At 41.6% G+C, this 14,820-nt stretch carries 11 protein-coding genes; 4 read left to right on the top strand and 7 right to left on the bottom strand.

The annotated features are described in order from the left end of the window. Positions 1-15: 15 nt before the first annotated feature. Positions 16-2,571 carry a glycoside hydrolase family 2 protein gene (locus EHS13_RS09645; RefSeq protein ID WP_155700135.1) on the bottom strand — a complete coding sequence of 852 codons (2,556 nt, stop codon included), beginning with the start codon at positions 2,569-2,571 and terminating at the stop codon, positions 16-18. Positions 2,572-2,695: 124 nt separating this feature from the next. Between EHS13_RS09645 and EHS13_RS09640 the strand changes: the two genes are divergently transcribed. Then, a complete protein-coding gene (locus tag EHS13_RS09640; protein WP_155700134.1) occupies positions 2,696-3,556 on the top strand; it encodes a helix-turn-helix domain-containing protein in 861 nt (286 codons plus the stop codon). A 4-nt stretch (positions 3,557-3,560) separates the two neighbouring features. Here the strand turns inward: EHS13_RS09640 and EHS13_RS09635 are convergent, their stop codons facing one another. Continuing rightward, on the bottom strand, positions 3,561-4,430 hold the full coding sequence (locus EHS13_RS09635) for an AraC family transcriptional regulator (RefSeq protein WP_227013866.1): 870 nt from the start codon (positions 4,428-4,430) through the stop codon (positions 3,561-3,563). 172 nt (positions 4,431-4,602) lie between these two features. Between EHS13_RS09635 and EHS13_RS09630 the strand changes: the two genes are divergently transcribed. The 3 genes from EHS13_RS09630 to EHS13_RS09620 are packed head-to-tail and all read left to right on the top strand — an operon-like array spanning position 4,603 to position 6,968. Continuing rightward, positions 4,603-5,385 carry a phytanoyl-CoA dioxygenase family protein gene (locus EHS13_RS09630; protein WP_155700132.1) on the top strand — a complete coding sequence of 261 codons (783 nt, stop codon included), beginning with the start codon at positions 4,603-4,605 and terminating at the stop codon, positions 5,383-5,385. Further along, on the top strand, positions 5,382-6,665 hold the full coding sequence (locus EHS13_RS09625; protein ID WP_162463035.1) for a DUF455 family protein: 1,284 nt from the start codon (positions 5,382-5,384) through the stop codon (positions 6,663-6,665). The genes EHS13_RS09630 and EHS13_RS09625 overlap by 4 nt, the downstream gene beginning before the upstream one ends. Further along, complete coding sequence (locus EHS13_RS09620) at positions 6,666-6,968, top strand: 2Fe-2S iron-sulfur cluster-binding protein (RefSeq protein ID WP_155700130.1); 303 nt, start codon at positions 6,666-6,668, stop codon at positions 6,966-6,968. Between the two features lie 903 nt (positions 6,969-7,871). On the opposite strand, the gene EHS13_RS09615 is transcribed toward EHS13_RS09620, so the two are convergent. The 5 genes from EHS13_RS09615 to EHS13_RS09595 form a co-directional block, all read right to left on the bottom strand. Then, positions 7,872-9,023 carry a DUF2264 domain-containing protein gene (locus tag EHS13_RS09615; protein WP_155700129.1) on the bottom strand — a complete coding sequence of 384 codons (1,152 nt, stop codon included), beginning with the start codon at positions 9,021-9,023 and terminating at the stop codon, positions 7,872-7,874. A gap of 33 nt (positions 9,024-9,056) precedes the next feature. After that, positions 9,057-10,625, bottom strand: coding sequence for a response regulator transcription factor (locus tag EHS13_RS09610; RefSeq protein ID WP_155700128.1), 1,569 nt, complete (start codon positions 10,623-10,625; stop codon positions 9,057-9,059). Next, on the bottom strand, positions 10,625-12,385 hold the full coding sequence (locus EHS13_RS09605) for a sensor histidine kinase (RefSeq protein ID WP_155700127.1): 1,761 nt from the start codon (positions 12,383-12,385) through the stop codon (positions 10,625-10,627). Before EHS13_RS09605 ends, EHS13_RS09610 begins: the two co-directional genes overlap by 1 nt. Positions 12,386-12,489: 104 nt before the next feature. Continuing rightward, a complete protein-coding gene (locus EHS13_RS09600; protein WP_155700126.1) occupies positions 12,490-13,863 on the bottom strand; it encodes an ABC transporter substrate-binding protein in 1,374 nt (457 codons plus the stop codon). A gap of 110 nt (positions 13,864-13,973) precedes the next feature. Further along, positions 13,974-14,810, bottom strand: coding sequence for a carbohydrate ABC transporter permease (locus EHS13_RS09595; RefSeq protein ID WP_155700125.1), 837 nt, complete (start codon positions 14,808-14,810; stop codon positions 13,974-13,976). Between the last annotated feature and the right edge of the window lie 10 nt (positions 14,811-14,820).

Raw genomic sequence — 14,820 nt, 5'->3', positions numbered from 1 at the left:
AAGCTTTTTGCATTATTAGCTATGAGCATTATTCATAACTTTAATATATGAGGGTACAATTCCATCTGCTAAAATTATATGTCCCGGATGAGAAATCACAATTTCCCTCTGCTCGCCTGGGAGTAAATCGAAGTATTCATCATTCAGGTGAATGGTTTCGTCCAAGCTAAAGTGAACAGCGTGAGCAAATGTATCACTTGAAACGATAAAGCTGGTATGGCTTTCATCCAGCTCATGCACCTTTTCCACTTTTAATTTTGCTTCCGGAAGCTTCAATTCACGAAATACCTCAGCTCTAAGAATTACAGGCTTTATTTCATTGTTATTAATTATAGGCTTCACATAGATAAAGGCTTGCGTTGGATCATACAACTCCGCTGTCCATTCCAGTAAAACACTACGAGAATGCGGCGGCAACTCAAGTTCTATTTGTTTGGCTTCTCGCTCTTTTCCATCATATCGCATTAATCCATATTCGAAGGAATCTTTAATCATTTCACGCGTTTCATTCACAACTGTCAGCTGGATTAAACCTTCCTTCTGACGCAAGATGAGCTTCACGGGTTCAAACGCCCTTTTAACAAAGTAGTATGATATTTTCCTTGTTAAATAGTAGTCAATGATTGTCCAGCCAACCTCGCCCCAGCAATCATTGTACATCCAGAATAACGCTCCTGCGCAAAATAGCTTGGAACGCATGGCTTCCAGGGAATACCCATACATTAATCCTTGACATAAGCCTGCATATAACAGATAATTATCGATCTCCATTTGCTGCGAATCCACATAATGCTTATTAATGCCAGCAAGTACGGTGTCTTTTTCAAATGTATTGTTGTGTAGCTGCCATACCTTGCTTTCCCGGTCAAGTATCTGCCCATTGTGATAAATTTCTATAGTTGATTTACGGCAAGGACCGACATAACCGTATTCGGAAACAAATTTTGCTGTGACTTTGTCATACTCCTCAGGTGTGATGCGTTTCTCCATGTCTTCGCTCATCATACAATCATGCCAATGGTGTCTGTCACCGGATTGACTCCCATTTGGCTTTTCTCCACCATAGGGGGAGCTATTCCAATAAGGGATTTCCGGACAATTCTGCTGAACCAACCGTGGTGCTATCTCATTGTAACAAACAGCACCTCCGTAAAAATGAGCAGCCTCCGTCTCATTCCACCATTCATCAAAACCCCAATGATTTTCATTGTTGCCGCACCACAGCGCGATTGAGCAATGATTGCGTAAACGACGCGTCTGGTAATCGATTTCCTTCTCTACCTCTTCACGAAACCAAGCTAATTGATCTGGATATTTGGCACAGGAGAACATAAAATCATGCCAAACCAGAATGCCATACTTATCGCAATTGGTATAAAAAGCATCTCTTTCGTAAATGCCGCCGCCCCAAATACGCAGCATATTAAAGTTAGCTTCTTTCGCTTCCTTAATTAAAGCTTCATACTTGGCATCCGTCACTCGAGCGTAGATAGAGTCGGCAGGAATCCAATTACCGCCTTTACTAAAAAGCGCAACCCCATTAATTTCGAATGCGAAAGCACGCTCATCTATACCCTGAGGCAGCTTATCCACATTCAAGTGCAAGGTACGAATACCAAAATCAAACGTCGGATATTCGACGAAATGAGATTTAGATTGCGCTTCCACTTTTACCGAATAAAGCGAAGCTTCACCCATTCCATTGGGCCACCAAAGCTTGGCATCGATCACTTCCAATTCCAGAGTAATATAATTCAATCCAGAACGAAGGCAGGGCTCTGACTTTAGAATAGCAATCTGCTTGGCATCATGGAAAAGCTCCAGTTTCAAAGAAGCATCTAATGTTTTAAAAGGATGAAGATTTTCCATTTCGATTTGAAAACGAACCTGAGCCGTCGATTTGGCATTGATCCCTACCGTAGTCGCATACACATTTCTGATCTGCAGGCTGTTGAAGCATTCGATTGTGACCCCTCCCATAATTCCACAAGTTGCCACTCTAGGTCCCCAATCCCAGCCATAGACATATTGCGCTTTACGCAACATACCTCGGCGATTGTCACCGCGTTGTCCAACCTGATCATTCTCAAAAACAACCTTTGTTTCGCCAATCAGCGCTAAATCCTGTTCCGAATAAAGCTCAAGACCCGAGGTCACCCTTACCATAATTTGATTGGCGCCTACTTTGGCTTTGGCTTTAATATCTGCAGCAAAGGGATAAAATGCACTGCGATGATGCCCCAGGTGACTATCATTCAGCCATATATCCGCTTCCACATCCAGGGATTCGAATGCAAGATTCAATCGTTCCGAAGCAAACTGCTCCTCTGTTAAATCAAATTGCTTCTTAAACCACCAAGAACGCTTTTCGATCCACTCGCTGGAAAAACAATCATCTGCAAGCAAGGGTTCCTTGATAATGTCTTGAGCGATCAATGGCATGTGAACATCACACGGCAGGTTGGTTTGCAGCCAATCCTTCTGCTTATTAACCACCTCAATATAATCCGCTGCTTGACGAAATAAAGGCTCCCAGGTAAGCTGCCAATCTTCATTCAATTGCATATTCATCCTTGTACCCTCCTTGTGTTATAATTCATTTGTATTGATATTATAATAAATAATTATTTTATATTCTTCTCTTATCTTGATATTCAATTATGTTGTATTGATATAATTAAAAAGGAGTCTGGACATGATCCATCTAAAAGCAGAAGATTTAATCGCCTCTGAGCTGGAAGCCAACTTTCATTTTCACCATAAGCTGAAATACTGGACCATCGTACATAATCATGATTTCTATGAAATATTTATGATTACCGAAGGTACGGTCACTCACATTGTTAATGATATCCGACAAACCCTGTTTAAGGGTGATCTCATCTTGATTCGACCTGAGGATGTGCACAGCTATGAGAGATATGAGGATCAAGATGTAGCCTTATTAAATATCAACTTTCACTCCAATGCCATTTCTTCAGCATTCCGCTATTTAGGTGAGGATTTTTTTGCGGAGCGTTTGCAGAGAATCGGATCACTCCCTCCTCAGGTACGCTTATCTGTCGAGCAAATTCAGTATATTTGGAGAAAATACGAGCAAATAGCAGCCATCCCAATGGAATGTGCGGCTGAAGCTTGCTCAGTGATACGCGGCCTATTGATCTATTTATTGAATGAACATTTCTTCCCTGCTGCTATTCCAGCAGCTAAACCAGGAATGCCTGAGTGGTTAAGCATATTGCAGCTGGAAATGCAAAAAAAAGAAAATTTTTCTGAAGGCATTCCTGCACTTTATCGACTCGCAAACAAGACTCCAGAGCATCTTAGTAGAACCATTCTTAAGCACTTGGGTAAAACCCCCACTATCTGGATTAATGAACTCCGTTTGCAATATAGTGTTCATTTATTAAAGCATAGTACGATTGATATTGTTACGATTGCATTAGATTGCGGCTTCAACAGCCTTAGCCACTACTACAAGTCTTTTCAGATGACCTATTATACGACACCTGGAAAGTTCAGGAGCGCCAATCAAAAATTGGCTATTCCGCAATAATTATTTAAAACCTATATTCCTGCCGGTAACGGGATGGTGTCTTTCCTACGATTCGAGAAAAGCTTTTTGAAAAGCTATGTATACTTGAATAGCCGAGCAGCTCGGCTATCTCCGTAATGGACAGGAGAGATGAGCGAAGCTCGTCTTTTGCTTCGTCCATCCGGCAATTCAGCCAATATTGTTGGGGTGTCAAGTCCGTATGCTCCTTAAACAATGCATAAAGATGACTACGGCTGAGTCCCGTTTCACTGTACCACCATTTTTCTGCATCCTCTCGCTTTTTCCCATACCTGTCTGCTTTTAACCTGTTCATTAGGTTACGGATTCTTGGATCAAGCGGGCTGCCTCCCACACCAAATATTTCCATGCACTCCTCGATAAATTGAAGGAACCGTGCTTGCTTGCGCAACGATTCCGTTTTCGCTCCAGTATTCATGACTTCGAATGGAGTAACTAAATGATCAAAGTGCTCCGTCCATGGTTTGCTTGAACCACTCACTCGATATAAATCAAGAGCAAACGGCCCCGGGGGATGCAGCCTCTCGGGAAAATACAAATTACCAGGATCACAAAAATAGTCAAGCGGAGCTTCTAATTCGGTCACGGAATTACGGCACCACTCGAAAAACACGACCTTAAAAACAATGGGATTCTTACTATCCAGTACCCATTGATGTCGAATCCCTGCCTCGATGTACAATTGTACGCCTTCGCAAATTTCGTATGTTTTCTTCTCGGTTATCAGTCGTCCCTTCCCACTCTCAATTCGGTATAAGGAAGGAATGTAGCAAATTCGCGGCCCATAGCCGGACTCAGGATATGTGCGAACAAAGCTAGAAAAACGATAATAGGGAACGGAACTCAAGGACCTCAAAGAATTTATTATATGTAGAGTCATATTGATCCGCCTCCCCAAAAATATTACTGGACTTTAGGAACAATTCCAGAGTTTAGACCAAATACAATCTTAATTAAATCAGTAATAATAAGAGAATAGCAAGCAGAATATTAAACCAATTACTAATCATTATAAGGAGGATTTCTTTATGACACAAGATCAACTTAAACTAACTAAAGAAGGATTTGAGCAAGCGGGGTATGCCTTATTTCCAAACGTGTTGGACAATGGATTAATGAACGAAGCCAAACAACATATAGAGTGGCTTATCGAGAAGAATCCCCATATTCGACCCGAAAGCCTTGGCACAAATCTAGTCAAGGACGATCCCTTTTGGCTTCGTCTTGTCAGCGATGATCGTTTGCTCGACATTGCCGAGCAATTCATTGGTCCCAACATTGCCTTGTTTGCTTCGCATTATATAAGCAAGCCGCCTTTCGATGGACAGCCAGTACTCTGGCATCAGGATGGCAGCTACTGGCCGCTTGAACCGATGAACGTCGTATCGCTTTGGTTGGCCGTTGACGATTCCTTGCCAGAGAATGGATGCTTATGCGTTATACCGGAAACGCATACGATGGAGCTCCAGCAAATGAAAAAAAACCTGACTATAGCCAATGTGCTTGAATCCGAGGTTGATCCTGCGCTGGTGGAGGAAGATAAAGCTGTAGATTTGATATTAAGTTCAGGCGGTGTATCTGTGCACCATCCCAATGTCATTCACGGTTCCAAAGCCAACCATTCGCCATTGCGAAGATGCGGCTTGACGATCCGTTACATCCCTACAAGCACCATAATAACGACCGCCAATTGGCCTTCCGCATTTCTCCTTCGTGGAAAAGCAATTTCTGGCATTAATGACTATCTTCCTAAACCCAAATATAACAAAGAAAAGCATATGCCCTTCCAAGGTTGCGAGGAATGGATATGAGCCTTACTATTTTACAAGATATGAGTGCTCCAGGAAATCAGAATGTAGAAAACTCCTCGTTAAAGCTTAAACGACTTTATTACCTGGAAAGGGAAATGATGCGTTTTATGGGTGGCTTCCTTCCAGAGGTGGCTACTTGGTCATTGAAATTATTATTACCGCGCCATATGTGGGAAGATTCGCTGCGGGCAGGTCAGTTGCGTACAAGGATTCTGGAAATGCGTTACCCGCGTAAAGATGTGGACAAAGATCATAGTCCAGCGCTTCAAAAGTTGATTCAAGCCATTTCTCGCTGCTCCAATGAGCGAGAGTTTATTGAGGGCATTTATTTTGCAGCGAAACGGAATCTTTGCCTGGCTTATGAAGAATACACGGCAGCAATTGATCCGTTGGATGATGCCCCAACCTTAGAATTTATAGCACGATTTGCTCCTCAGATTCGGGATCAAATCCTTGATATGGAACAGTATTACGTCCAAACATACGGAGAACTATCCCAAGCAACGAACTGGCAAGGAATTATTCAAGCGTATATAGATGAAATCGGCGGTGTTTTCGGTTCGTTTGAAAGCGACAATCCTATCATGGAAGTGCTTTTGAATAAACCGGCATACGTTATACCCGAAATTCCAAAACGCGATCCAGCTTTCGAGCAAGGCGTCTATATGGTTTATCCGCAGATTCCGGAAAAGTTTGTTGAGAAGCAAGTTTGGTTCGCTACGATTCACGCTAATGAAATGTGGGCGGCAGAAATTGCGGCGCAGGTACTGTGGGAATGGGATGATATGCCGTGGGATTTTTACATGGATTGTGCCCGCTGGTCCTACGACGAGACAAGACATACGGCAATGGGTATTCGTAGGCTTACCTCTTGGGGATTTACACCTGGGATAGATTTCCCTATGGTTCCAGAGCCTTTCAAAGCGTTGCAAGGCAAGAGTTCATTAGACAAGCTTGCTTTACTGCATGCTTTGGAATTGAGCGCAGTTGGCAGCAAACTGGATTGGATTCACATTTTTGAAACAGGCGGCGATTCTTCCACATCGCAGGATATAGATTTTGATTGGGCTGACGAAAGCATCCATCTGTTATACGGCCACAAGTGGGTGCTGCACCGATTAGGCGGGGATTTGGATTTGCTCGAGGAGTTGAAAGAAAATGCTCTCTCCTATTATGAAGCATGGAAATCCAAGGTTTATCCAACTTGGGATTACGAGCCTTTCAAAAGTCGCCTTTCGAATAGAATACAAGAAATTGAAAAGATACAAGGAGTCAAATAAATGCCAACTCATCAAATTACCTTTCTTCCTACCGGGGTTGTCTTTGAAGCAAACGAGGAAGAAACCATTCTGGAAGCTGCCTTACGTCAAGGGATAAAACCCGCTTTTTCTTGTCGCAGCGGAACATGCAGAAGTTGCTTATATCAGATTGTAATCGGACATGTCTCACAGGAGGATTTGGATTATATCTTGCTGAGCAAAGAAGAATGGGCAGCCGGACGACGATTAATATGCTGCAGCCGCCCGAAAAGCGATACTATACTTGAGAAGCCTAATCAAAATCGAAAAAAAATAGAGCTATAACTATTTCAAGCAGAGTTTTACTTAATTCCCCTCACTAAATTCGGATGTTCAAATATCAATTGTTAGAATCGATGAATGACATATTGGATGTTTATGAAGTTGAACGCTCCCAATATGATATGTCGTTTGGGGCTTGATTTAGGAGTAGATATGGTAACGGGACGGATAATCGGGGTTGAAACAACCTGCTCTTGCCTCTGAGATTTGTAGTGCCAATATTTTATTGATGTAATCTCACGTTATGCACGGTAGACCAAGCCTTCATGGTCTGATACTGCTTGATAGGCTCGAATACGTGCTGTCCATATCACTTATACATTTGCTTAGATTTAAACGCCATCCTTTTCTGTCTGGGATGGCTTCAGTATGCACTTTTGTTTTTGTTATGAACAGATGTGCTGGGTTTGACGCTTACTGTATATATACAAACAACTCCGTTGTAATTTGCAAAAGAGCGCCTATTTCCTGCGGAAACATTGCGCTCATTCATTATATTAGTGAGAATCTAAGAAGGGACGGCCAAGGTAATGCGATATGCCATATAAGCACTTCAAGCCCTTTATTAGCACATTTTCGGAAGATATTCAGTTCAGAATATATTCAACCATTTTCGGGTTCTCTCCGAATACCAACTTTGCTACCATAGCTGAACGGGAAGGCTTCAAGCATACAAGATATAAGAGTATAGCATTTTAGCGCTCAACTGGAATCAAACCGGGTTAGTATAGGAAAGACAATTCCAAAACGCATTGGGAATTACGTAAAATAATTCCCCTCCCCAAGGTGATGTAGATTCTCGCACTTTTTTATGGAAGTTTTTAAAGTTTACAAACAATTTTTCTCTAAGTGTCATAATAACTATTTAAATTAACCTTTTTATAGAATCATATCCTGTTTAAATTTTCAAAGCGCACAATCGATAGGAAAATAATTACCGCTCCAAGCGTTCAATGAGGTCCAAGCTGTGAATGGCTCTGCCCAGAATGGGTCTGATACAGGAAGACCTAACGGTAAAAAAACCGTAGTACAAAGATACAAGCTGCCTGTTGAAATGTAATGTTCTCCGATATTAGGTTGAAATCCACAGAACCCAATAGTCAACCAACCGTTGGTATCGAAGTTATCCGATACTTGCATCATTCGCCGAATAACGGCCGATAATCCGCTTCGTACCTGCCCAGGTTTGAGATGATTGGGCAATAGCTGTTGAAGCGACATTTGCGCCAAATGTTGAAAGGCTCCGAACCGATAGACGAGCGAACGACCTATTGGAGGAAAAGTACCTTCTGGTGAAATCAACCTTTCTTGTACATCCGCATATCTAATGGCTCTGGATAATACAAGCTTACGGATTTTTCCCCAAGCTTCATCCTTATCCCCAAAAACATTCAACACGTCTACAAGCATGGGTTGAATCACAAAGCTATTGTAATAATCCCAATGAAAGCTCGCTCCGTCGCCATATGCACCGTCTCCCATATACCATTGCTCATGCTGCCGAATAGCGTAGTCAACTCGCATGGAGTCAAACTCTTCACCTAGCCGATATAAGGCTGCTTCGACCATAGCACTGAACAATAACCAATTATTAAACATAGGCTTAATTGTACGTGTCGAACTTAAAGCTGCAATTAAATTTCTTCTCACGTGAGGTTCGAGCTTACTCATTAATTCATTTGGCGCACGCAATAAAGCATGTGCTAAAAAGGCGGCGTCAACTAGAGGCTGACTGCCGTTCTTAAAATTCATAAAATCTGGAGAATCCGGATCCGTTCCGGCATCGATAGCTTGCCTAGCCAATTCCGCATAGGCAATTCGTTGCACTTCTTCTTCCTCTTCACAGCCTATGCATTCCAGCCAAGGCGCGATCCCGCAAAGCGTCCGACCCAATGCCTCTAAGTGCATATAAGGCGATCTGTCCGTAGTTTCCCCTTGGTTTGACATAAGCTGCTTAAGCTTTTTGTCGCGTAATGCATAGAGTACCGGTCGAACAATTCGTATTAGCGTCTCAATCCAATAGCTGCGATCCACAATACCTTCCTGATTTGCAATCATCCAAGAAACACTCCATCCATTGCATATAATTACTTATCTATAATCCTTCGGACTCACACCAACATACTTTTTAAATATCTTGGAGAAGTAGGTCCTTTCCTGGTAGCCAAGCTTCAATCCAATTAGCTCAATATTAGCTTGTTTGTTCTTTACCATTTGACAAGCTAGCTTCATCTTGTATAAATGTACATAGTCAGTAAAGTTCATTCCGGTCTCCTCTTTAAAATTTCTAGATAAGTAGCTCGGATTTAAATATAAATGCTCCGCGATGTCAACCAAGGAAATATTCTCATTGAGATGTTCCAATATATATTGATCTATCTTCTGCAGCTTAGGCGTTTTTTGGAAAGCTATTTCAGAGTTAGATGTTTGGATTTCCGTCATTTTGAAAAGCATCATCTGCATAGTCTCATCCAAACGATTACTTTTTAGGAGAGCGGTATGAAATGATGTATCGCTAGGCATCCTGTTTTCGAGTTCCAATGAATGTATACGCTGTGAGCATTTTCTTTTAAAATGTACAGGGTCCAGCTGCAATTCCCGCGCTTTAAGTTCTATGGAGTTTAAAGACAATGTCACTTTTTCCAAGCGTTTCTCTTTCATTCCCTGAGAAATAAGGTTCCAGTCTTCGCTAAGAAGCTGTTCATCCATGGACCATAGAGGGGATTCCGTATGAATATTAGCTTGTCCTAAATCAGTATCATTGTAATAAGACCCATGATTCCATTGCTTCATCTGCTTATAATTTAATCGAATACCATCCACCCCACGAAACGGAGCAGCAGCATAAACCGATATTTTTACCTTAATAAACTCTTTGATCTTCGTCTGCAATTGTGACAGATAGGACAGGAACTGTTCCTGTGTATTTTGACTAATGTCAGGCTGATAGTTAAGAAGGCAAACGAAATGAAAATTAGGATCAAGGAAGGTGGTGACATGATTAGACCCAATTTCTAGCTCCTCCGAAATATTCTCGATAGCATAGAGGAGCAGCTTTTCGTCTTCATAGCGATACTGCTCAAGAAGCGAGTCCATATGGAGGTATCCCAGTGCCATAAAAAAATGAGAATGCTTCCAGTCTATTCCCATGCGTCTCCCAACGACAACAATTTCATCTGTAGCCAAATCTAGCGTAATCTGCTTGAAGAATTGATGCTTCAGTACCCCCTTATTCTTCATTAATTCTTGCTTGTAGGTAGACTCCCCAATTTTCTCTTGTACCTCTTTCAGCTCATCGATTGCTTTTATCAAGCTTTTGCGGAGTTGAGCTTCCGTTAATTCGTCTTTAATCAAGTAATCATCTGCTTGAAGCTGCACAGCTTTCCTTGCGAACTTAAAATCTTCATGACAAGTCAAAAAGATGACTCTCACATGAGGATTGGATCGTTTGATTTCCGTAACGAGTTCGAGACCATCCATGTGCGGCATACCAATATCCGTGATGACAATATCTACGGGAATTTCATAAAATTGGTGTAATGCTCTTTTACTAGATTGAGCTGTAGCAACAACCTCCAAACCCATTTCCTGCCATGGGAGGAGCTTGCTCAAGTATTTCAACATCGGTGCATCATCATCGACCAGCATAACCTTGATCATTATAGCCCCCTCCTTACTGGAATGCCAAGTATAACGGTTACGCCTCCAAATTCGTTGCTTTCGAGAAACATATGGGCATCAGCTCCATATGTAATTTGAAGCCGCTGCTGCACGTTCAATATTCCCACTCTTTTATTTATTGATGAAACTTCTTCTTGGTTGGAATGACGAAGTATAGTGTTAATCTCGTTAAGTCGATCCAAGCTCATCCCTATGCCGTTATCGGAAACGCGAATAATCAGCTTACCCTCTCCGAATTCAGAACGAATTTGGATACGTGGATCGGTTATTTCTTCAGAAAAGCCATGTACAAATGCATTTTCGACCAACGGCTGAAGCAGCAGCTTTGGAACCTCAAACTCCGTATAGTTAGGATCAAGCTCGACCTCGAATACAAGCGATATGTCGATTCTCATTTTCATAATCTCAATATAGTGTGCAAGCAAGCTGCATTCGCTTTGCAGGCTGTCCTGTTCGTTGAATTTCAAATAGGATCTCAAAAGACTCATGAGCGAGTCTATTTTTTGACTGTGAACCAAGTCATCGTTAAGAACCAGATTGCATTTAATGGAGTTCAAAGTGTTCAGCAAAAAATGCGGACGAATTTGAGCAAATAATGCCTGCAGCTCCAATATACGCTTTTGTTCCTGTTCTCGTTCAATCTCAGCGAAGAGCTTGTGAATCTGATCTAGCATGACATTTAATGTTCGGCCGAGATCGGCAATTTCATCGTTTCCATCTGTTTGAAAGCGGATATTTAGCGCACCATTGCCAAATTGCTTGACACCCAGCTGTAGTTTTCGAATCGGACGATGCAACGACCTTGCTGTAAATAAAGAAAGCACAGAGAAGACAATAAATAAGGGAATAACTAACATCAAGGACCAATAAAAGGTGCGGCTAATTTCGCCGGTAATTTCTAGATTGGAAGTTTCGTAGACTAGTTTCCAGCCGGTCTTTGGGATCACCATCTCATTGCGAATAAAGCTAGTAGAAGCTTTTTCGGATTCGTAGGAGCTGGTTGCATTACCCGCGATTCGTTGCCCGTCGTTATTGAACAGCGTGAAAGAACCTGTTGGCACCTGATCAAACAATTTACGGAAGTATATTTGCGGAATTAGAATGTAAAGAGTTGCTAGCAATTCATCATTAGTAGAGTCATGTATAACTCTAGCCGCCAAATAATTTAAAGAGGTATGATTGGCATCAGACTGAAAAGTCCCGATCCACTGAAGTAAAGTGGGTTTCAAAGGATCTACGCGAGCTGTAGCAGCCTCCCAATTCCTGCGAATTTCCCCCGGTAAGATTACGTCGCCTTCTGTCGATTGAACAATAAATCCCGCATTATTCGCTAAGAACATGATAATATCCGTGTTCATTGTTTTGGCGGCAACCAGGTTGAAAAACTCCTTAATATCCAAATAAGTCCGTAAATCTGAGAAACTTTCAATTTGCTTTATGGACTTAAAGTCTTTGAGCCTAGATCGTACATTTGAATCTTGAACAAAAAAATTAGAGGCGTAGGTGAGATCATCTACCATTCTAGTAATATCTTTGGACATGACCATTAGAAGTGATTTATTACTTAGTTCAATCTTTTCCTTCACACTTTTTTGCGTGTTAAAATAGTTAATGAAGGATACGATTATGGTTGGCAGCAGGATCAATATTAAAAACGAGATTTGAATTCGTCGGTAAAACGAATTTCGGAACAATTGAACCATCGTCAGCACGCTTCCCTTAGCTAATAAGACATACAATCATCATTTTCCTGATCGTATCATACTATCTTCTCATTCTCTATATTGTCTTGGATAAAATAAATGATAGGACGCTAAGATCAGCGCCCTACCCCTCATTCTACTTACTTCGTGTTTTGTTTAATAATTAGATCAGCCTGCTCCATCATCCATTTCTGCGTATCTTCTACTGTTCCATTATCGAGAATGAACTTACTAAATCCGTCTTCCATAATTTTCTTTAATTGTGCAGCATACGCTACCGAAATTTCTGTATCAACCGATGTCTTGAGACGCTTATCATAGAGCGAACTGGTCAAAGTAGGGATATCAATCAGAGTCTTATTGTTGCCATACAGCTTTTCAATAAGTGCGTTTGAATCGACCTTCTTCCAGCCAGAAAGCTGAGTTCTTGCTTCTGTTTCCATCGAAATATACCGAAGGAAGGTGTAGGCTTCATCTTTATTCTTCGAGCTATTGGAGATAGCGCCATAAGTGCCGCCGATGTTGGTTAAACCAATTTCAGCATCCTTCGATGAACGAGGTATCGGTGCGAATACCGTCTTGAAAGTATGTGGGTATTTATCCAGCTCATTCATGCTTGTTAACATGAAGTTACCTGTAAGCAGCATAGCTGCTTTTCCTGTTAGAAATTCTGTGCGGTAGCTAAGCTTTGCACCAATCACATCTGCGAATGGTTTTGTGGATTTATCTTCCTTTTCCATTGCGCGGCGAAGGTTGAAGAAGTAAGTAAAGGAAGGATCCATAAAATTCGATTTGAAATCAGCTGTCAGATATGGATTAACCTTATCGGTATAGGCTATTGGGTTGGCATAATCACCCCAGCTATGGAAATAGGTGCCGTATTGCTTATCATTGCCTTCACCCTTAGTCAGCTTCTTCGCATAGTCACGGAATTCATCCCATGTCCAACCTAGCTCAGGTATAGGTAGATTCGCTTCCTTTAATGCATCGGCATTCAATGCCACAAGCCATGGCGTGGAGTCCGTAATTATCCCATAATACTTGCCTTTGTATTTCGGATTGATGTAATATTCTTCTTCTGGTTTTACATTCTCTTTAGCATATAGATCATCAAGAGGCGCTAATACACCTTGAGCCGCTCTAGCCGACAATTCTTCAATGTTCGGAACTTTAAAGATATCCACTTGCTCGCCAGATGCGATCGTTACATCCAATTTCTTAAGAGCTTCCAATGAATTTCCTGGAACGAGGGAAATGGACTCTACTTTAATCGTTGGATACTTGCTTTCAAAGGTTTCTATCAGTTTCTTTGTTGCGATTGCGTCTGCATCATTGTCCCAATTGTAATATTTCAATGAAACGTTCTTTGCAGGCTTCTCTGTCGTCACAGCTGCTGCTGTTGTCGGTGATGGGCTTGAACTCGATTTGGCATCTTCGGACTTTGAGCCACATGCGCTCAGCACAGACATGGCAATTAAAGTTGTGCTTAATAGGATTAAACTTTTTCTTTTCATTGTTATTTCCCCCTTAGGATGATTAAAAGCTACCTTACACAACGAATTGTAACTTGTAAAGACTTGATTTCACGTATACAATTTTGTGGATTTTGTGCCATATTTCGACCTTACCCCTTAACACCGCCCAATGATATCCCTTGAATGACTTGCCTCTGCAAAACAATAAAAACAACCAGCAACGGTACAATTGCGGAAAGAGAGCCCATCATCAGGATCGCATAATTATCGGCATAATCGTTCTTAAACAACTGCAGCCCCAGCGGGATTGGATAAAGCTTCTTGCTAATTAAGAAAATCAACGGATTTTGATAATCGTTCCAGGTCCAAATAAATTTAATGATGCCCACCGTTGCTAAAATCGGTTTGCAAAGCGGCAGCATGATTTTCCAGTAAATGAGGAAATACCCTGCACCGTCTATTTTAGCCGCTTCGATATAATCATTGTGAATACTCATCATGAACTGCCGCAATAAAAATGTAAAATAAATCGAGAACATGCCCATTAAGATCAATCCAGCATGTGTATTATACAGGTGCAGCCATTTTAAGATTAAAAACCTGGGCACCAGCGTAGCTTCTGAAGGGATGATCATAAACGACAGAAGCAGACCAAACGCCACATTTCTGCCACGGAAGTGCAATTTCGTAAAGGCAAATGCCGCCATCGAGGAAAAGATCAACGTGGCAAGTGTCATTAAAACAGACAGCTTTAATGAATTAAAGTAAAACAATGAAAAAGGCACATTTCCGAACCATACCGCCTTGAAATTGCTAATAAGGTTCCAATGCTTCGGGATCCATTGAATTGGGAAGCTCATAACGTCCTTCTCTAGCTTCGATGCGGCCGAGACCATCCAAATAAGCGGTAGCAAGAAAACCGCTGAAAATATGCCAAGCAGAATGGAAGTGATTGTTTTAGAAGCATTTATTTTTACTGAGGCCATGGTAAACCTT

Source organism: Paenibacillus psychroresistens, assembly GCF_009728935.1.
Classification (GTDB): Bacteria; Bacillota; Bacilli; order Paenibacillales; family NBRC-103111; genus Paenibacillus_AC; species Paenibacillus_AC psychroresistens.
The sequence above is the reverse complement of the archived record's forward strand: the minus strand, read 5'-3'. Positions and strand labels throughout refer to the sequence as shown.

Bases quoted from the DNA above. Each gene is read 5' to 3' on its own strand.
- EHS13_RS09645 (WP_155700135.1), bottom strand. From the start codon at position 2,571: ATGAATATGCAATTGAATGAAGATTGGCAGCTTACCTGGGAGCCTTTA.
- EHS13_RS09640 (WP_155700134.1), top strand. From the start codon at position 2,696: ATGATCCATCTAAAAGCAGAAGATTTAATCGCCTCTGAGCTGGAAGCC.
- EHS13_RS09630 (WP_155700132.1), top strand. From the start codon at position 4,603: ATGACACAAGATCAACTTAAACTAACTAAAGAAGGATTTGAGCAAGCG.
- EHS13_RS09625 (WP_162463035.1), top strand. From the start codon at position 5,382: ATGAGCCTTACTATTTTACAAGATATGAGTGCTCCAGGAAATCAGAAT.
- EHS13_RS09620 (WP_155700130.1), top strand. From the start codon at position 6,666: ATGCCAACTCATCAAATTACCTTTCTTCCTACCGGGGTTGTCTTTGAA.
- EHS13_RS09615 (WP_155700129.1), bottom strand. From the start codon at position 9,023: ATGATTGCAAATCAGGAAGGTATTGTGGATCGCAGCTATTGGATTGAG.
- EHS13_RS09610 (WP_155700128.1), bottom strand. From the start codon at position 10,625: ATGATCAAGGTTATGCTGGTCGATGATGATGCACCGATGTTGAAATAC.
- EHS13_RS09600 (WP_155700126.1), bottom strand. From the start codon at position 13,863: ATGAAAAGAAAAAGTTTAATCCTATTAAGCACAACTTTAATTGCCATG.
- EHS13_RS09595 (WP_155700125.1), bottom strand. From the start codon at position 14,810: ATGGCCTCAGTAAAAATAAATGCTTCTAAAACAATCACTTCCATTCTG.